Source organism: Bradyrhizobium sp. Leo78, from assembly GCF_059512425.1.
Window position 1 is genome coordinate 1 of sequence record NZ_JCAMOT010000056.1, and the last position, 17,067, is coordinate 17,067.

Sequence of the window (17,067 nt, forward strand, 5' to 3'; positions counted from 1 at the left end):
GGAAAGCCGGAATGCTTCGGTTGAACCTGTGGTCCTACTCCCGTGCTTTTTGTTGCACGGGACCCATGGGTGCAACCAGCACCCGGCTTTCCCTGCGCCCTCTGTTCGATGAGAGGGTGAAAGTGATGCAAAGCTCGGGCAGCGAATGCCGCGAGAACGCGGACTCACATCCTCTCGCTGTTTGACAATTGAACCGTGATCTCTCCCCACGTCGTCCCGGGCTTGCCCGCCTCGGCGAAGCCCCTTGGCGTAGCCGGGACCCGGGACCCATAACCCCAGGCCTTTGTTGTATGTTCCGCTACCACCGCTTGCTTTTCTCCACAACCACATCCTGTGGTTATGGGTCCCCGCCTTCGCGGGGACGACAGCGTAGGATGGGTAGAGCGCAGCGAAACCCATCATCCGCGGCTTGCGTCCAGCGGGCCCAGCGCGCCCACCAATTCAGCAAACGTGTTGAGCCCGCCGGTGAGATCGTCGGCCGGAAGCCTTAATTGCTGCATGATGCTGTGCCGGAAATGGTGTGCACGTCGTAGGCATCTGCCTTGCTGGATGCAATCCAACAATGGCGGTACGCCGTGGCTTTACGCTGGCGCGCCCTGGCTTTACGCTAGAATGTACCTTGCTCCAATGCGGGAGGTGTGGCGATGCCGAGAAAGGGAATCACCGGCCACGACGAATGGGTCATCACCGAGGCGCTGGCGACGGCGCTCGTCGCCCTCGAGCAGCTTCCCTCAAAACACCAGCCGCGTCCGCACATGGAAGACATCCGAAAGCTGCTTGCGGCCGGCTGCGATCGCGGAACCGTCACCCTGCATCTGGCGCAAGCGAAGTGCCGGCTGTTTCCCGACGCCGATCCGCTGGCGATTTACGAGGAATACGGGCTCAGCGACGGGCAAGGCTAAGAGGCTAACGGCTGATCCGCCAGATCGTGCCATTGGCGTCTTCGGTAATGAGCAGCGCACCGTCACGCGCTACGGCGACGCCGACCGGGCGTCCCCAGACTTCGGAATTGTTGATGACGAAGCCGGTCACGAAGTCCCCGTATTCGCCGGTCGGCACGCCGTCCTTCAACCGGATGCGGATCACCTTGTAGCCCGTGCGCTTCGACCGGTTCCACGAGCCATGCAGGGCCGCGAATATGTCGCCGCGATACTCGGCGGGAAAGCTCTGGCCGTCATAGAACGTGAGGCCAAGCGAAGCGGAATGCGCCTGCAGCAGCACGTCCGGGACCGTGACCTTGTCCTTCAGGTCAGGCCGCGCGCCGGCGTGCCGCGGATCCTGGTTGGCACCGATGTAGAACCACGGCCAGCCATAGAACGCGTTCTCGCGGACGCGGGTCACATAATCGGGCACGAGGTTGTCGCCGAGGCCATCGCGCTCATTGGTGGAGCACCAAGGCACGCCCGTTTGCGGCTGCATCGCAAGCCCGACGCAATTCCGGATGCCGGTGGCAAAGGTGCGCTGGTTCTTGCCGTCAGGATCGAAGGCGAGCACCGCCGCGCGGTCGGTCTCGTTGCCCCAGGCGGCGCCGAGCGGGCGCTCGCGCTTCCAGGCTTCCAAGCCACCCGGCGGGCTACCCATGCCCTCCCCCGAATTGCCTGCCGAGCCGACCGAGACCAGCATCCGCTTGTTGTCGGGCGTAAAGACAATGTCCCGGGTCGAGTGACCCGAGCCGTGCGGCAGCTTGGCGACGACTGTCTCCGGCTTGCCGGAAGCCTTGAGGTCGCCATTGCGATAGGCAAAGCGGACCACGCTTCCAGTGTTGGCGACATAGAGCCATTGCGGGTTATCGCCATTCGGAAAGAAGGCGATGCCGAACGGACGATCGAGGCCGCTGGCGTAGACTTCGTTGATCGTAGGCTTCGTCGCCCCATCGGCGGCGCGCAGCACCCGGATACGCCCGGCGCGCGTCTCGGCCACGAAGATGTCGCCGTTCGGCGCGGTCTTGATGATGCGCGGCCCGTTCAAGCCGTCGGCGAACAGCTCGGCCTTGAACCCTGGCGGCACTTGAGGAATTGCGGAGGCCGTTCGCGGCACCACCCGCGACATGTTCGCGCTCGATGGCGTCGCGCCGGGCTTGGGCAGATCCTGCGGCGTGATCAGGCGCAACGTGCCGGGCTTGTCGCGCCGCCAATCGCCATAGGCTTCCTGTCCCTTCAGCACAGCAGGCTGCGCGCTTGCAGCAGCTGCATTCATCAACTCAAGCAAGGCCGCCATCACGACGCTCGCTGCAACTGGCTTCCAGGGCATTTCATATCCTCACGCGAGACGATGATCTCGCGAACACGCATCCATAGCCCAGAACCTTGGCTGGCTCATTTCACAATCGCGTCTGTGGTTGCGACGATTTGGCCGTCAATGTCCTCTTGCCGGCGCGTTGAGATCGATCGAGCGCATGCTCAGCGCGAGCGGGATCATCAGGGCGCCGATGACTGCGAGCGTCCAGAACACATCGATATAGGCGAGGAAGTCGATCTGGCGCTGCAATGTCTGGCCGACCCATGCGATCGCCTGCGATGCCGCCTCGGAAGCGTTGGAGCCCTGCGCCTGGAAGTAGCGCGTCATCGCATCGATGGTCTGCTGGTAACCGATGTCGGATGGCGCGGCATGCTCGACCAGCCGGCTCTGATGGAATTGCTGGCGTTGCGCCAGCACGGTCTGCGCCAGCGCGACTCCCATCGAGCCGCCGATGTTGCGCGCGACATTGATCAGCGCCGACGCCTGGTTGGTCTTCTCCGGCGGCACGCCATCGTAGGAGGCCGTCGTCACCGGCAGGAACAGGAACGGCAGCCCGATGCCGAGAAAGATGCGCGACCACGCCGCATAGCCATAGGAGATATCCTGGGTGAGCCCCGTGAGATGCCACATCGAGAGCGTCACGATCATGGCGCCGAGCATGATCAGGTGCTTCGGCTGGACGACGCTCACGAGCCTGCCGACGATCGGCATCATCACCATCGTGAAGATGCCGCCCGGCGACAGCGCGAGACCCGCGAGCGTCGCGGTATAGTTCTCGTCCGCCTGCAGCAGTTGCGGCAGGATCTGGGTGGTCGAAATCAAGACTGCGCCGGTGCCGAGCATGACCAGGAAACAAGCCGCGAACTGCCGCTGGCCGAGCAGGCGAAGCTCGATAATGGGCTCCTCGCGCGTCAATTCCCAGGGGATCAGCGCCAGCAGGCAAAAGGCGGAAACCAGCGCAAAAACCAGGATCATGTTCGATCCGAACCAGTCGTTGCGCTGGCCTTCGTCGAGGACGAATTCCAGCGAAGCGAGCCCGATCGCAACCAGAGCGAAACCGACATAATCGACGCGAAGTCCTTTCCGAAGCAATGCCCTTCGCTCCTCCTCGGCACCCGACGGTTCGTTCACCAGCGTCCCCACGAGGAACAGCGAAAGCAGTCCCATCGGCACGTTAATCAGGAACACCCAGTGCCACGAATAGGTGTCCGTGATCCAGCCGCCGAGCGTCGGCCCGATCACCGGCGCCACCACGACCGCGATGCCGTAGATCGCAAACGCCTGGCCGCGCTTGGCCGGCGGAAAGGAGTCGGCGAGGATCGCCTGCTCGGAGGTCGCCATGCCTCCTCCGCCGAGCCCTTGCACGATGCGGAACAGCACGAGAGATTCCAGGCTCCAGGCAAACCCACACAGCAGCGAGGCCACGGTGAAGGTTGCCACGCATATCATGTAGAAGCGCTTGCGTCCGATCACGGTGGCGAGCCAGCCGGAAATCGACAGCACAATCGCGTTGGCGACGAGATAGCTGGTGATGACGTAAGTGCTCTCGTCGATCCCGACCGCCAGTCCGCCCGCGATGTGGCGCAGTGCGACGTTGGCGATCGTCGTGTCCAGCACCTCCATGAAGGTCGCGATCGAGACGACGAAGGCGATGAGATAGGGATTGTGTCCACCGGCGGCGGAACGCTCCGGCGACCAGCCGCCGGCCTGCGTCGTGTCGGTCATCGCACTTTCGTCCAGGGCACGACCGACATCCCGGGGCCGACGGGGACGTCGGCGGGCCAATGATCGACCACGATCTTCACCGGCACGCGCTGCACGACCTTCACGTAATTGCCGGTGGCGTTCTCCGCCGGCAGCAGGCTGAACGCCGTACCCGAGCCGGGTTGCACCGAGTCCACGCGTCCGGTCAGTTTGCGGTCCGGATAGGCGTCAATCCTGAATTCGACGGGTTGGCCCGGACGCATGTCGCGAAGCTGGGTCTCCTTGTAGTTGGCGACGATCCAGACCTCGTCGGGCACGAACATCATGATGCTCTGCCCGGCCATCGCATATGTGCCCTTGGCGCCGCTCAGCTTGACGACGCGCCCGGACTGGGCCGCTGTGACGTTGGTGTAGTCGAGATTGAGCTTGGCCTGATCGCGCTGTGCCTCTGCCTGTTGCAGCGAGGCCTTGGCACTCTCGCGTTGGGCCTGCAGCGGCTTGATCCCAAGCTCCGCCACCGTTACCGCCGTTCTCGCACGCGTGGTGTTGGCCTGCTGCGCTTCGAGATCGGACTTGGTCTGTTGCTCACGTTGCAGTGTGCCGGCGCCCTTCTGCAGCAGATCATCGGCGCGCGCGGCCTCCTGCTGCGCGAATTGCAGTTGCGCTTCGGCTTGCGCGAGTTGTGCTCTCGCTTGATCGATCTGGGCTTGCTGGCTGGTGATCTGAGCCTCGAGATTGGCGATGTTGGCCTGCGCGGCTGCAACCTGCCCTTCGGCCTGGTCCACGGCGATCCTGTAGTCGCGATCGTCGATACGGGCGAGGAGATCGCCCGCATTGACGTGCTGGTTATCCGTAACGGGCACATCGACAAGGTAACCGCCGACCTTCGGCGCAACCGAGAAGCTGCGGGCGGCGACGAAAGCATCGTCGGTAGATTCGTAGTTACGGACCTCGAGCCAATAGACGACGCCGCCAATCAGCGCAGCCAGGAGAACGCAGGCGCCCACGATCGCCAACAGCCAATGCTCGCGGAGCCGATCGCGCATCGATGGCTTCTCGGGCGCGGTCGGCGGGCTGTCTTGCGTTTCGCCGACATCCCTGAATTCAGGCTTCTGTTCGGGAGCGCGTTCCGGAGGCCGCGTTTCTTCTGCGGACGGCCCATGCTCTCGGGTCATGGCATCCACGACAGCACCTCAAGCGAAGGAGATCATTTGCAATCGATTTGGCTAACCGCGCGGTCAGACCATGGTTCCGGCGAACGACCGGGATTACCGATTGGAATTGGAACCCTCACACAGAGTGCCGGTTCTCTGTGCTTCATTTCGCTCCAACGCATCGCGAGTTTATGGCGCGCATTCTGATCGGGACATCCGGCTGGCACTACGATTCCTGGCGGGGGCCGTTCTTCCCTAAAGGCCTGCCGCTCAAGAACCAGCTTCGCTACTACGCAAGCCAGTTTCCGACCACGGAATTGAACGGCGTCTTCTATCGCACGCCAACGCCCGAAGCGGTGAAGGGCTGGCGCGAGCAGACGGATCAGGATTTTGTCTTCGCCTGGAAGGCGTCCAAGTTTATCACACATTGGAAGCGCCTGTCGGAGAACTCGGTCAACAGTCTCGAGCTGCTCGAAGCTCGCCTGTCGCTGCTGGGAAACAAGGTCGGTCCCATCCTGTTTCAACTGCCGCCGCAGTTTGAGGCTAAGCCGGATCGCCTCGCCTCCTTCCTCAAGCTGCTGTCGAAAGAGCGCCGCTACAGCTTCGAGTTTCGGCACCCAAGCTGGTATGCCCCGAAAGTCATGCGACTACTGTCCGATGCGAACATCTCGCTGTGCATTTCGGACCATCACGACGCGCCGGCACCGTGGAGGCGCACCGCCGATTTCGTCTACGTCAGAGGCCACGGCCCCGGCGGCCGATATAAGGGCCATTATCGCGATGCGACACTGGCGGAGTGGGCCAAGCGCATTCGTTCCTGGAAGAAGCAGGGCTGCGACGTCTACGTCTATTTCGACAACGACCAGAAGAGCGCCGCGCCCGCCGACGCGGCTGCACTGCGACAATTGATTGAAGGGGGAAAGTAGGAACCAGCAGACCGAGCGCCCTCGATCAGTAATTGCAGCCAGTTGACGAAAAATGCCGGCTCATGGCCGGCATTTTTCTTGATCGCATCGGTCTAATATCGGCCGCCCGATTGCGTCCCCTTGTCGCTCTTGGTCCCGGCACCATGGCTGGAAGGATGGGCCGCGCGGCTCGAGCCGCCGCCGGCGCCGGTCGTCATGCCCTTCTTGTTCATGTGCGTACTCGTATGCGGTGTCGCGCCAGGCCCGACATTGCCCTCGCTGGATGCACCGGGCGCGGGCTGGGCCTGCTGCGCGAGCGCGGCGCCGGCAGACAATGCCAGAACGCATGCAGAGGCCAGAATGATCTTCTTCATCGGTATCTCCTTGGATTGACCTTTCGGCACAACCCGGCGCCGCCCGAACCGGTTCCTAGCGCCGTGGACGTAAGTTCGTGCGTTTCGCCGTCCACGCTCAATAGATCGCGAGAACACTTAGGAACCAAATACGGCAAACCGGGTTCCCCAGTAAATTCGAGGAACCGACATGTCGGCATGGTTCAAGGACGAGTCCTTTCCCGTGCTGCTGGAGAGCGCGGTACAGATCGCGTGGGACTACCTCAGGCGGGCTGGCGAAATCGATGATCCGGTGGAAGCACACCATTTCCTGATCGAGAAAGTCGCCTTCATGATCAGCCAGGGCCAGCACAACAGGCTTGTGCTGTCAAACCGCGCCATTTCCGCGTTTCAGCAATACAAGCGCGCACGCACCATCGAGCTGTCGTTGATCTCGCGATAAGATCGGTCATAGGCGCAGCGCGCCTTGCCTAGTGGATGATGTCTAGCGGCAATCGACAAATCTCGTCACCGTCTTCGTTGGTGACAAGGATCGAGTAGTGCCTGTTCTTCAGGTCCGGGTGTTCGCCGAGCAGCCGCCGTGCGATGTTGTCGGCCGAATCCATCGCGGCGATATCGTCAGCGAGTTCCGCGCCGCCTTGATCGGCAACCGTCTTGGTGTTGACGAGATCGAAATGGTAGAGCGGCATTTTTCGCTCCCGCCTGGCATCGTCTCACCCCAGACTACGCACGACAGCCCGACTTGGTTCCCGGTCGTAGCCGCCGTTCGGTCCCGCCTTGAAAATCCTGCGGCCCGAAGGAACGCCGATCCGCAACATCGGTTAGGCGCTAAACGACGACAGCGAGGTCTGCCATGAGAGTTTGCGATGCGATGACCCCCGACGTTCAGCTCTGTACTCCTGAAGACAGCTTGAAGGATGCGGCAGAGGCTATGGGCGCACTCGGCGTCGGACTGCTGCCGGTCACCGAGAACGACCGCCTCGTCGGCATGGTGTCCGACCGCGATATCGCTATTCGCGGCGTCGGCATGGGCCGCGGGCCGGAGGCGCGGATCCGGGACGTCATGACTGCCGAGGTGAAGTACTGCTTCGAAGATCAGGATCTCGACGAGGTGACGGCAATTATGGGCGAGATTCAGGTCCGTCGCATGCCCGTACTCAATCGCGAAAAGCGTTTGGTCGGTATCATTGCGCTCGGCGATATTGCGCAGGCCAACGGCGGTGACAGCGCCGGCGTGGCGCTGAGCGAGATTTCTCGTCCCAGCGCCCAACATGCACAGCTATAGCGATGCACGAGCATCAACACGACAAAGTCAGCCTCAACCTAGACCTGCTTTGCGCGACATTGGCGATCGTCAGCGCGGCACTGCTCACGGGGATGCTGAGATATCTGCTGGGATGAACAGTCCCAACCATGTGCGGCAGACCGCCGGTTCGCCGACCGTGTCCCTATACTTGCCGAGTTTCCTGATCGCCGCTGGCGTCGTTATCGCCTTGGGTGCGATCGCCTGTTCGCGAATGGCTTATGTCGAATCCGACTAGGTCCCGTCGGTTCTGGTTGACGAGGCTCGGACGTCGAAAGATGCGATCGGGGCGACGGCGCCATCTGACGTGAGCTGCTGCTCATCCTTCGTCTCGAAAGTCATCGAGAGGCCGCCCGTTGGATCGATGGCTCGCTCGAGCCATTTGATCGATTCTTCGATCCAGTGATCGCTATTTGCTGGATCGGCTTGCGCCCTCGCCCGGCAGGCATCGGCCTGCGCCAGACAGGCAGCCTTGCGATCCATCGTCATCTCAGCGCGGCGATTGCAGGCCGGGCGATGTCAGCCACTCGTTCAGATGAGCGGCGGTTTCCGCTTGCCTTGCCTTCTTCAGCAATGCGTCGCGCGCCTCACCTTGCGGCAACTGCTCGGCTGCCGCGCGTGCCTCGTCTGCCGCTCTCTGGAGCCGCTCGTCGAACGGCACGCTGTTCTTTCTTCGATTGCGCTTTGCCGTCATGGAAGTCTCCCGCTTCGCAAGTGAGTATAGAATCGCGCCTCCAACAATCTATCGTCGCTAACTCAGGTTACTTCGCGCGAACAAAAATAAACGGCTAGGCGGGAACGGATCACTCGAAAAACAGCCCAACGGGCCTCTCTTGGCAACCCTCGCTCCTCCGCAGCTAAGGCTTGGACTGCATGGCGGCTTCGCCCTGCTCCCGCGCCGGCACGCTCACATGCACTTCATGGCCCTGCCGAATCGCCAAAGATGCAGCAGCGACGGCCGATTCGAACGCGGATTCCTTGGTCGCATATTCACCGTTCACAACGCCGTCATGCAGCACTCCCCATTGGTCGCGAATTGGCACGATGGCGTATTGCGCAAGTCCCATCTTCCTCTCCGTTGCAAACGTCTTCGCGATTACTTCTTGTCGGGATCGTTCGGGCGAACGGTCATGTTGCTCTCGGGCATTCGGTCCCGGCCGGCGTCGCCATTGTTGTCCCGCCCGCCTGAAGTCGATGTCCCGCTACCGCTCCGGCTCGGTCTCGTTGCACTGCCGGTTGTCGGCGCGGAGCCTGGCGTGGCGGAGCTCGCGGCCGGGTCTCCCGTGGTCGATCCGCGCCCGCTCGGTGCGCCACCCGTTTGCGCCAGTGCGAGCGCGGGGCACAGCATGAATCCGAAAGCCAACGCAATTCGTGTCAGTTTCATCGCAAGCCATCCTTAAGACGTCGATGAAACTAATCGGCCAGTGACGAGAACGTTCCTAATCGCGGCTTCCGATGCCTGATCCGTCGCGGCTATGCAGTGCGCGAACTGAGCGCCGGCTCCGATCCTGGCGCATTCATATCTCGATATGAAGCAGCCTCCGTGCGCGGCTTTCCCTGCAACGGCACCGTTAGGCGACAGACCAGGCCTTCAGGGCGCCAATCGAAATCGGCATTGCCGCCAAGCTGGGTCTCGATGCTGGCGATCACGCTCCTTGTGCCGAATCCCTTGGAGGTCGGCTTGGTCACGCGCGGTCCACCTGTTTCAACCCACGCCAGGATCAGCCTATCGCTCTGCACTTCCCAGGTGATGGCGAGCCGGCCTGACAGCGAGGAAAGGCTGCCATACTTCGCGGAGTTGGTGACGAGCTCGTGCAGCGCCAGCGCCAGCGTTTGCGCCGTGGCAGGCTCGAGCTGGACCTCCGCACCCTCGTACTGGATTTGTCCGGCTTCCGAATACGGCGCTACTTCTTCGGCCACCAGTCGCCGGATTTCCGCGCCCTGCCAGCTCGACAGCGACAGCACGGTGTGAACCCGCGCCAGCGCCGTGATCCGGCCCTCGACCGCCTGCACATAGGCGTTGACATTCTGCGCGCGCGTCAGCCGTACGATCGACTGCGCCAGCGCGAGAGCGTTCTTGGCGCGATGATCGACTTCTCGCGTGAGCAGGCTCTGCCGTTCTTCGGCACGCTTGCGGTCGGTGATGTCGACGGTGACGCCGCTGACCCGCACCACGCGGCCCTTCTTGTCGGTGGTCGCAGCCGCCGTGCCGACGCACCAGCGCACCTCGCCGTCGGGGCGGATGATGCGGAATTCGGCTTCGTATGATTTCACGCCCTTCGCGAATTCGGTCCAGGCCTCGCGCAAGCCATCGAAATCCTCGGGATGAAACAGCGTTTGAATATTCGCGGATGTCAGCTCGAAGCTCTTGGAATCGACGCCAAAGATCTTGTACTGGCCATCGTCCCACATCCAGTCGCCGTTGACCCAGTCCCAGTCCCAGGAGCCCATCTTGCCGGCGGCAATGGCCATGCTGCGGCGCTGTTCGCTTTCGACCAGCCGCGCGGTCGATTGCTCGAGCTCAGCGGTGCGCGCGCGGACGCGGTCCTCAAGTTCGGAATTGAGCCGCTCCAACTGCCGGGTCTTGCGGTAGAGCTCGGCGAAGACACGGATCTTGGCGCGCAGCACTTCCGGCACCACCGGCACCGGAACGTAGTCGACCGCGCCCATCTCATAGCCGCGCAGCCGATCGAAATCGCTGACCTGGATCGCCGAGATGAAAATCATCGCGGTCTTCTGAAAGCGCGGATGTTCGCGGATCATGGCAGCGAGCTCGAAACCATCGAGCTCGGGCATGCAGACGTCGACCAGGATGACCGCGACTTCGTTCTTGAGCAGAAACTCGAGCGCTTCCCGCCCCGACGCGGCCACCACCAGATTCTCGCCGAGCTCCTTCAGGATCACTTCATAGGCCAGCAGCTTCGCCGGCTGATCGTCGACCAGAAGGATGTTTACCTTTTCATGGTCCATCATCTTCATGCCGCTTCAGCGATGTAGCCACATGCGGATGGCGAGCAGCAATTGCTCGGTGTTCACCGGCTTGGCCAGATAATCCGACGCGCCCGCTTCCAGGCATTTCTCTCGGTCGCCCTTCATCGCCTTTGCGGTCAGTGCGATGATCGGGAGACGGGCAAGCGCCGCATTCTGCCTGATCACGCCGATGGTCTGATAGCCGTCCATCTGCGGCATCATGATGTCCATCAGGACGATGGCAATCTTGGGATTGGATTCGACTAGCGCGATCGCCTCATGGCCCGTCGTAGCCGTCAGTACCTTCATACCACGCCGTTCGAGCACGCTGGAAAGTGCGAAGATGTTTCGCGCGTCATCGTCGACGAGAAGCGCCGTCTTGCCAATGAGATCCTCATCGGAACTGTTAAGTTTCTCCAGCATCCTTTGCTTTTCAATCGGCAATTCAGTGATGACACGGTGCAAGAACAGTGACGTTTCGTCGAGCAGACGTTCCGGGGATTCGACGCCTTTTACGACAATGCTGCGCGCCATTGTGTGAAGCTCGGCATCCTCCTCGGCCGAGAGTTCCCGTCCGGTGAAGACTACGATCGGAACATTGGACAGGCTTTCATCCTTGCGGATTTCGTCGAGCACCTCAAAGCCGCTCATATCGGGCAGCCGCAGATCGAGTACGACGCAGTCGCAAGGGATGCTTCGCAAGGTCGAGAGCGCTCCGGCTCCGGTACCGGTGGTGACGATCTCGACGTCCTTATGATCCAATAGTTCCTTGATGCTGAGCCGTTCGGCCGGATTGTCTTCCACGATCAAGAGCCGCTTGCGTCGCGGCCTTGCATATTCCTTGATCTGGGCGAGCGCCGCGCTGACGCCCTCGGTCGTCGTGGGCTTGTTGACGAACGAGAAGGCGCCGCGCGCCAGCGCATGCTGCCGGTCCTCGTCGAGCGTGATGACCTGCACCGGTATGTGCCGGGTCAGCGGATTGTGCTTGAGCTGGCTCAGCACGGTCCAGCCGAGCATGTCGGGCAGGAACACATCGAGCGAAACCGCGGTCGGCTGGAACTGCTTGGCGAGGTCCAATGCCTCGGCGCCGCGGTTCGCGACCAGGACCTTGAAACCCTTGTCCCGTGCGAGATCGACCAGGACCCGCGCGTAATGCGGGTCGTCTTCGACGATCAGGAGGATCATGTCTCCGGGCTCGAGATTGAGCCGGTCGTCCAGCACCTCCGCCACGCGCTCCTGCGTTGCGGGCGCCTGCAACGCCGGCGCACCGCCCTGCGATAAGGGCAGCGCGGGGGGCACGCGAAGCGCAACGCTCGGGCCGGAATATTTCAGCGGCAGATAGAGCGTGAAGGTACTGCCCCTGCCCGGCGCACTTCGCAGATGGATCTCGCCGCCGAGCAGGCTCGCGAGTTCGCGGCTGATCGCAAGGCCAAGGCCGGTGCCGCCATATTTACGGCTGGTGCCTGCATCCGCCTGCTGGAACGCTTCAAAGATCAGCTTCTGCTTGTCCAGGGGGATACCGATGCCGGTATCGCTCACCTCGAAGGCAACGACCGCGGGTGCGGTGTTGAGAATTGGATGCTCGGCGCTCCAACCGCCGACCGCGGCCGAGACGGTCAGCTTGACGCCGCCCTCGGCGGTGAACTTGAAGGCGTTGGACAACAAGTTCTTCAGCACCTGCTGCAGGCGCTTGGAGTCGGTGACCATGCTGCGGGAAAGCGTCTCGTCGACCTCGATGCTGAACGACAGATGACGGTTTTCCGCCTCATGGCGGAACGGTCGGCCGACGGTTTCGAGCAGGCTCGATGTCAGGATTTCCTCGGCGTCCACGGTCACGGTACCGGACTCGATCTTCGAGAGGTCGAGGATGTCGCTGATCAGATTGAGCAGGTCGGTGCCGGCGCCGTGGATGGTGCGGGCGAATTCAACCTGCTTGGGCGCAAGATTGCCTTCGGGATTATCCGAAAGCTGCTGGCCGAGGATCAGGATGCTGTTCAACGGCGTGCGCAGCTCGTGCGACATGTTGGCCAGGAATTCCGACTTGTATTTCGAGGTCAGCGCAAGCTCGCTCGCCTTTTCTTCCAGCGCACGGCGCGCCTGCTCGATTTCCTGGTTCTTGCGTTCGACCTCAACGTTGCGTTCGGCGAGCTGTTGCGCCTTCAGTTCGAGTTGCTCGTTGGTCTGCTGCAATTCCCGCTGCTGGGCCTGAAGCTCGCCCGCGAGTTGTTGCGACTGCTTTAGCAGGCCCTCGGTCTGCATTGTCGCCTCGATACTGTTGAGCAGGATGCCGACGCTGTCGGTGAGCTGCTCTACAAAGGTAATCTGCGAGGCGGTGAACGACGCGAGCGAAGACAACTCGATCACAGCCTTGACCTGGTTCTCGAACAGGACCGGGAATACCACCACGTTCTTGGGCAGCACGCGCATCAGCGCCGAATTCACCGGGACCACATCATCAGGAATGTCCGAAAGCAGCCGTTGCCGCTTGTCCAGTGCGCATTGGCCGATCAGTCCCTCGCCCAAGCGCACGATTGATGGATGCGGTTTGGCGCCGTCGTCGGCATAGGCGGACAACAGACGCAGTTGCGGGATCTCGGCGCTCTCGACCTGGTAGATTACACCCATATGCGCGTTGATCACGGGCGCCAATTCGGTCAGCAGCAGCCGTCCCACGGTCGACAGATCGCGCTGCCCCTGCAGCATATTGGTGAACCTGGCGAGATTGGTCTTCAGCCAGTCCTGTTCGGTATTGCGGTCCGTCGTCAAACGGAGGTTACCGATCATGGTGTTGATGTTGTCCTTGAGCTCTGCCACCTCGCCGCGGACGTCGACCTGAATGGTGCGGGTCAGGTCGCCTTTTGTCACCGCGGTTGCGACCTCCGCGATGGCGCGGACCTGCGAGGTCAGGTTGGCGGCCAGCAGGTTGACGTTGCCGGTCAGATCCTTCCACGTGCCGGCGGCGCCGGGCACGTTGGCTTGCCCGCCGAGCCGGCCCTCGACGCCGACTTCGCGCGCCACGGTCGTGACCTGATCGGCGAACGTCGCCAGGGTCTCGGTCATGTTGTTGATGGTGTCGGCGAGCGCGGCCACCTCGCCTTTCGACTTCACGGTCAGGTTCTGCTTCAGATCGCCATTGGCGACCGCCGTCACGACCTTGACGATGCCGCGCACCTGCTCGGTCAGGTTGGCGGCCATCACGTTCACGGTATCGGTCAGGTCCTTCCAGGTGCCGGCGACGCCGCGCACCTCGGCCTGGCCGCCGAGCTTGCCTTCGGTGCCGACTTCGCGCGCCACGCGCGTCACTTCGCCCGCAAACGCGTTGAGCTGGTCCACCATGGTGTTGATGGTGTTCTTCAGCTCGAGGATTTCGCCCTTCACGTCGACGGTGATCTTGCGCGAGAGGTCGCCGCGCGCCACCGCGGTGGTGACTTCCGCGATGTTGCGCACCTGAGTGGTGAGGTTGGCCGCCAGCAGGTTGACGTTGTCGGTGAGGTCCTTCCAGGTGCCGGCGACGCCAGGCACCACGGCCTGACCGCCCAGCCGGCCCTCGGTGCCGACCTCGCGCGCCACGCGCGTCACTTCGGCCGCAAAGGAGCGGAGCTGCTCCACCATTGTGTTCAGCGTTTCCTTCAGCAGCAAAATCTCGCCGCGGACGTCCACGGTGATCTTCTTCGACAGGTCGCCGCCGGCGATCGCGGTCGCGACCTCCGCGATGTTGCGGACCTGGGCCGTCAGGTTCGACGCCATGAAGTTGACGTTGTCGGTCAGGTCCTTCCAGGTGCCGGCGACCTCCGGCACTTCGGCCTGGCCGCCGAGCTTGCCTTCAGTGCCGACCTCGCGCGCCACGCGCGTCACCTCGGAAGCGAAGGCGTTGAGCTGGTCCACCATCGTGTTGATGGTGTTCTTCAGCTCAAGGATTTCGCCCTTCACGTCGACCGTGATCTTGCGCGAGAGGTCGCCGCGCGCCACGGCGGTGGTGACTTCCGCGATGTTGCGGACCTGGGCGGTCAAATTGCCGGCCATCGAGTTGACGCTGTCGGTGAGGTCCTTCCAGGTGCCAGCCACGCCGGGCACGTTGGCCTGACCGCCCAGACGTCCTTCGGTGCCGACCTCGCGTGCGACGCGCGTCACCTCACCCGCAAAGCGGTTGAGCTGGTCGACCATGGTGTTCAGCGTTTCCTTGAGCTGCAGGATCTCGCCGCGCACGTCGACCGTGATCTTGCGCGACAGGTCGCCGCCGGCGATCGCGGTCGCGACCTCCGCGATGTTGCGCACCTGCGCCGTGAGGTTGCCCGCCATCGAATTCACGGAATCGGTCAGGTCCTTCCAGGTGCCGGCGACGCCAGGCACTTCCGCCTGGCCACCCAGCTTGCCGTCGGTGCCGACCTCGCGCGCCACGCGCGTCACTTCGCCCGCAAACGCATTGAGCTGGTCCACCATGGTGTTCAGCGTCTCCTTCAATTGAAGGATTTCGCCTGACACATTCACGGTGATCTTCTTCGACAGGTCACCCTTCGCCACCGCAGTTGCGACTTCCGCGATGTTGCGAACCTGGCCGGTCAGATTCGATGCCATCGAATTGACGCTGTCGGTCAGGTCCTTCCAGGTGCCGGCAACGCCGCGCACCAGCGCCTGTCCGCCGAGCTTGCCTTCGGTACCGACCTCGCGCGCCACGCGCGTGACTTCGGACGCGAAGGCGTTGAGCTGGTCGACCATCGTGTTGATAGTGTCCTTCAGCTCCAGGATTTCGCCGCGCACGTCGACCGTGATCTTCTTCGAGAGGTCGCCATTGGCCACGGCCGTCGTCACTTCCGCGATGTTGCGGACCTGGGCGGTCAGGTTGGACGCCATGAAGTTGACGTTATCAGTCAGGTCCTTCCAGGTGCCGGCAACGCCGAGCACGTTGGCCTGACCGCCGAGCTTGCCTTCGGTGCCCACTTCACGCGCCACGCGCGTGACTTCGGACGCGAACGCGTTGAGCTGGTCCACCATGGTGTTCAGCGTCTCCTTCAATTGAAGGATCTCGCCTGACACATTCACCGTGATCTTCTTGGAAAGGTCGCCCCCGGCGATCGCAGTGGCGACGTCGGCGATGTTGCGGACCTGGGCGGTCAGGTTGGACGCCATGAAGTTGACGTTATCAGTCAGGTCCTTCCAGATGCCGCCGACACCGGGCACCTGGGCCTGGCCACCGAGCTTGCCTTCGGTGCCGACCTCGCGCGCGACGCGCGTCACTTCGCCCGCGAAGGCGTTGAGCTGGTCGACCATCGTGTTGATGGTGTCCTTCAGCTCCAGGATTTCGCCGCGCACGTCGACGGTGATTTTCCGCGACAGGTCGCCGCGCGCCACCGCGGTCGTCACGTTGGCGATGTTGCGCACCTGCGCGGTCAAATTGCCGCACATCGCATTGACGGAATCGGTCAGGTCCTTCCAGGTGCCGGCGACGCCGGGCACGATCGCCTGGCCGCCAAGCTTGCCGTCGGTACCCACCTCGCGCGCGACGCGCGTCACTTCGGACGCGAACGAGCGCAATTGATCGACCATGGTGTTGATCGCTTCCTTCAACTGCAAGATCTCGCCGCGGACGTCGACCGTGATCTTCTTCGAAAGGTCGCCATTGGCGACTGCGATCGTCACCTCCGCGATGTTGCGGACCTGACCTGTCAGGTTGTTGGCCATCGAGTTGACGCTCTCGGTCAGATCTTTCCAGACACCGGTCACCTCCGGCACCTGGGCCTGCCCGCCAAGCCGGCCCTCGACGCCGACTTCCCGTGCCACGCGCGTCACTTCCGACGTGAACACGCCGAGCTGCTTGATCATCGTGTTGACGATGTTCGCCGACTGCAGGAATTCGCCGCGCAGTGGCCGCCCCTCGACGTCAAGCTGAACGGTCTGCAGCAGGTCGCCTTGTGCGACCGCCGCGACCGCGCGCGTCACTTCCCGCGTCGGCCACAAAAGGTCGTCGATCAGGGTGTTGATCGAGCCTTCCATGTCCGCCCACGAGCCACTTGAAAGGCCGAGATTCACCCGTTGGCGGGTCTGTCCCTCGCGGCCGACGACCTGGCCGACGCGCTCGAGCTGCTGGGCCATGCGCTCGTTCGCCGCGGCGATCTCGTTGAAGGCGTCCGCGATCTTGCCGTCAATCCCGAGATAGTCGCCGCGCATGCGCGCGGTGAAGTCACCGGCCCGCATCGCCTGGAGCGACTGCAACAGGTCCTGGGCGGGATCGATCTTGCCGTTTTGTTTGTTACGGCGGGGTTCGCCACGACTACGAGGAGCCGGACCCAAATCGCTCATAAAATTCCCCCTGCACGTTGGCCGGCTTTAGATTTTCGAAGTTCCGGACCATCGGATGCATAAGACGGATAGGTTGCGATCTAATCAAGACCGAAAAAATGAGCGATAACACGCGGAGACAGCGGAACGATACCAATGAGAGA

At 62.6% G+C, this 17,067-nt stretch carries 15 protein-coding genes; 5 read left to right on the forward strand and 10 right to left on the reverse strand.

Features of this window, described 5'->3' with window-relative positions; genetic code table 11:
• The first annotated feature begins 644 nt into the window (after positions 1-644).
• Positions 645-902, forward strand: coding sequence for a hypothetical protein (locus AC5ZG1_RS38810; RefSeq protein ID WP_028166417.1), 258 nt, complete (start codon positions 645-647; stop codon positions 900-902).
• 4 nt (positions 903-906) lie between these two features.
• Here AC5ZG1_RS38810 and AC5ZG1_RS38815 read toward each other — a convergent pair whose 3' ends face one another.
• The 3 genes from AC5ZG1_RS38815 to AC5ZG1_RS38825 all read right to left on the reverse strand — a co-directional run bounded on the left by AC5ZG1_RS38815 (position 907) and on the right by AC5ZG1_RS38825 (position 4,988).
• Positions 907-2,217 (reverse strand): PQQ-dependent sugar dehydrogenase, encoded by a 1,311-nt coding sequence (locus tag AC5ZG1_RS38815; protein ID WP_496136077.1) that lies wholly within the window; start codon positions 2,215-2,217, stop codon positions 907-909.
• A gap of 138 nt (positions 2,218-2,355) precedes the next feature.
• Entirely contained in the window at positions 2,356-3,963 is a 1,608-nt protein-coding gene (locus AC5ZG1_RS38820; protein WP_496136065.1) for a DHA2 family efflux MFS transporter permease subunit, read from the reverse strand.
• Positions 3,960-4,988 carry an HlyD family secretion protein gene (locus AC5ZG1_RS38825; RefSeq protein ID WP_456644924.1) on the reverse strand — a complete coding sequence of 343 codons (1,029 nt, stop codon included), beginning with the start codon at positions 4,986-4,988 and terminating at the stop codon, positions 3,960-3,962. The genes AC5ZG1_RS38820 and AC5ZG1_RS38825 overlap by 4 nt, the downstream gene beginning before the upstream one ends.
• Before the next feature lie 299 nt (positions 4,989-5,287).
• On the opposite strand from AC5ZG1_RS38825, the gene AC5ZG1_RS38830 reads away from it, so the two are divergent.
• A complete protein-coding gene (locus AC5ZG1_RS38830; RefSeq protein ID WP_496136066.1) occupies positions 5,288-6,022 on the forward strand; it encodes a DUF72 domain-containing protein in 735 nt (244 codons plus the stop codon).
• Positions 6,023-6,114: 92 nt separating this feature from the next.
• On the opposite strand, the gene AC5ZG1_RS38835 is transcribed toward AC5ZG1_RS38830, so the two are convergent.
• On the reverse strand, positions 6,115-6,375 hold the full coding sequence (locus AC5ZG1_RS38835) for a hypothetical protein (protein ID WP_456644923.1): 261 nt from the start codon (positions 6,373-6,375) through the stop codon (positions 6,115-6,117).
• Between the two features lie 169 nt (positions 6,376-6,544).
• On the opposite strand from AC5ZG1_RS38835, the gene AC5ZG1_RS38840 reads away from it, so the two are divergent.
• The gene (locus tag AC5ZG1_RS38840) at positions 6,545-6,796 is read left to right on the forward strand and encodes a hypothetical protein (RefSeq protein WP_035691250.1); all 252 of its coding nucleotides are present in this window, start codon (positions 6,545-6,547) and stop codon (positions 6,794-6,796) included.
• 28 nt (positions 6,797-6,824) lie between these two features.
• Here the strand turns inward: AC5ZG1_RS38840 and AC5ZG1_RS38845 are convergent, their stop codons facing one another.
• On the reverse strand, positions 6,825-7,043 hold the full coding sequence (locus AC5ZG1_RS38845) for a DUF6894 family protein (protein ID WP_028166424.1): 219 nt from the start codon (positions 7,041-7,043) through the stop codon (positions 6,825-6,827).
• A 164-nt stretch (positions 7,044-7,207) separates the two neighbouring features.
• On the opposite strand from AC5ZG1_RS38845, the gene AC5ZG1_RS38850 reads away from it, so the two are divergent.
• A complete protein-coding gene (locus AC5ZG1_RS38850; RefSeq protein ID WP_028166425.1) occupies positions 7,208-7,639 on the forward strand; it encodes a CBS domain-containing protein in 432 nt (143 codons plus the stop codon).
• Between the two features lie 112 nt (positions 7,640-7,751).
• The gene (locus AC5ZG1_RS38855) at positions 7,752-7,895 is read left to right on the forward strand and encodes a hypothetical protein (RefSeq protein WP_456644922.1); all 144 of its coding nucleotides are present in this window, start codon (positions 7,752-7,754) and stop codon (positions 7,893-7,895) included.
• Here AC5ZG1_RS38855 and AC5ZG1_RS38860 read toward each other — a convergent pair.
• The 5 genes from AC5ZG1_RS38860 to AC5ZG1_RS38880 form a co-directional block, all read right to left on the reverse strand.
• Positions 7,892-8,140 carry a hypothetical protein gene (locus AC5ZG1_RS38860; protein ID WP_456644921.1) on the reverse strand — a complete coding sequence of 83 codons (249 nt, stop codon included), beginning with the start codon at positions 8,138-8,140 and terminating at the stop codon, positions 7,892-7,894. The genes AC5ZG1_RS38855 and AC5ZG1_RS38860 overlap by 4 nt on opposite strands.
• A 7-nt stretch (positions 8,141-8,147) precedes the next feature.
• Positions 8,148-8,351 carry a hypothetical protein gene (locus tag AC5ZG1_RS38865; RefSeq protein WP_028166426.1) on the reverse strand — a complete coding sequence of 68 codons (204 nt, stop codon included), beginning with the start codon at positions 8,349-8,351 and terminating at the stop codon, positions 8,148-8,150.
• 163 nt (positions 8,352-8,514) lie between these two features.
• Positions 8,515-8,724, reverse strand: a complete 210-nt coding sequence (locus tag AC5ZG1_RS38870; protein ID WP_028166427.1) for a hypothetical protein — start codon at positions 8,722-8,724, stop codon at positions 8,515-8,517.
• A gap of 406 nt (positions 8,725-9,130) precedes the next feature.
• Positions 9,131-10,627: a sensor histidine kinase gene (locus AC5ZG1_RS38875; RefSeq protein ID WP_456644928.1), complete on the reverse strand. Its 1,497-nt coding sequence runs from the start codon at positions 10,625-10,627 to the stop codon at positions 9,131-9,133.
• A 15-nt stretch (positions 10,628-10,642) separates the two neighbouring features.
• Positions 10,643-16,924, reverse strand: a complete 6,282-nt coding sequence (locus tag AC5ZG1_RS38880) for a HAMP domain-containing protein (protein WP_130227528.1) — start codon at positions 16,922-16,924, stop codon at positions 10,643-10,645.
• Positions 16,925-17,067: the final 143 nt, after the last annotated feature.

Bases quoted from the DNA above. Each gene is read 5' to 3' on its own strand.
- AC5ZG1_RS38875 (WP_456644928.1), bottom strand. From the start codon at position 10,627: ATGGACCATGAAAAGGTAAACATCCTTCTGGTCGACGATCAGCCGGCG.
- AC5ZG1_RS38830 (WP_496136066.1), top strand. From the start codon at position 5,288: ATGGCGCGCATTCTGATCGGGACATCCGGCTGGCACTACGATTCCTGG.
- AC5ZG1_RS38840 (WP_035691250.1), top strand. From the start codon at position 6,545: ATGTCGGCATGGTTCAAGGACGAGTCCTTTCCCGTGCTGCTGGAGAGC.
- AC5ZG1_RS38855 (WP_456644922.1), top strand. From the start codon at position 7,752: ATGAACAGTCCCAACCATGTGCGGCAGACCGCCGGTTCGCCGACCGTG.
- AC5ZG1_RS38835 (WP_456644923.1), bottom strand. From the start codon at position 6,375: ATGAAGAAGATCATTCTGGCCTCTGCATGCGTTCTGGCATTGTCTGCC.
- AC5ZG1_RS38850 (WP_028166425.1), top strand. From the start codon at position 7,208: ATGAGAGTTTGCGATGCGATGACCCCCGACGTTCAGCTCTGTACTCCT.
- AC5ZG1_RS38860 (WP_456644921.1), bottom strand. From the start codon at position 8,140: ATGGATCGCAAGGCTGCCTGTCTGGCGCAGGCCGATGCCTGCCGGGCG.
- AC5ZG1_RS38810 (WP_028166417.1), top strand. From the start codon at position 645: ATGCCGAGAAAGGGAATCACCGGCCACGACGAATGGGTCATCACCGAG.
- AC5ZG1_RS38880 (WP_130227528.1), bottom strand. From the start codon at position 16,924: ATGAGCGATTTGGGTCCGGCTCCTCGTAGTCGTGGCGAACCCCGCCGT.
- AC5ZG1_RS38815 (WP_496136077.1), bottom strand. From the start codon at position 2,217: ATGGCGGCCTTGCTTGAGTTGATGAATGCAGCTGCTGCAAGCGCGCAG.
- AC5ZG1_RS38865 (WP_028166426.1), bottom strand. From the start codon at position 8,351: ATGACGGCAAAGCGCAATCGAAGAAAGAACAGCGTGCCGTTCGACGAG.
- AC5ZG1_RS38825 (WP_456644924.1), bottom strand. From the start codon at position 4,988: ATGCGCGATCGGCTCCGCGAGCATTGGCTGTTGGCGATCGTGGGCGCC.
- AC5ZG1_RS38870 (WP_028166427.1), bottom strand. From the start codon at position 8,724: ATGGGACTTGCGCAATACGCCATCGTGCCAATTCGCGACCAATGGGGA.
- AC5ZG1_RS38845 (WP_028166424.1), bottom strand. From the start codon at position 7,043: ATGCCGCTCTACCATTTCGATCTCGTCAACACCAAGACGGTTGCCGAT.
- AC5ZG1_RS38820 (WP_496136065.1), bottom strand. From the start codon at position 3,963: ATGACCGACACGACGCAGGCCGGCGGCTGGTCGCCGGAGCGTTCCGCC.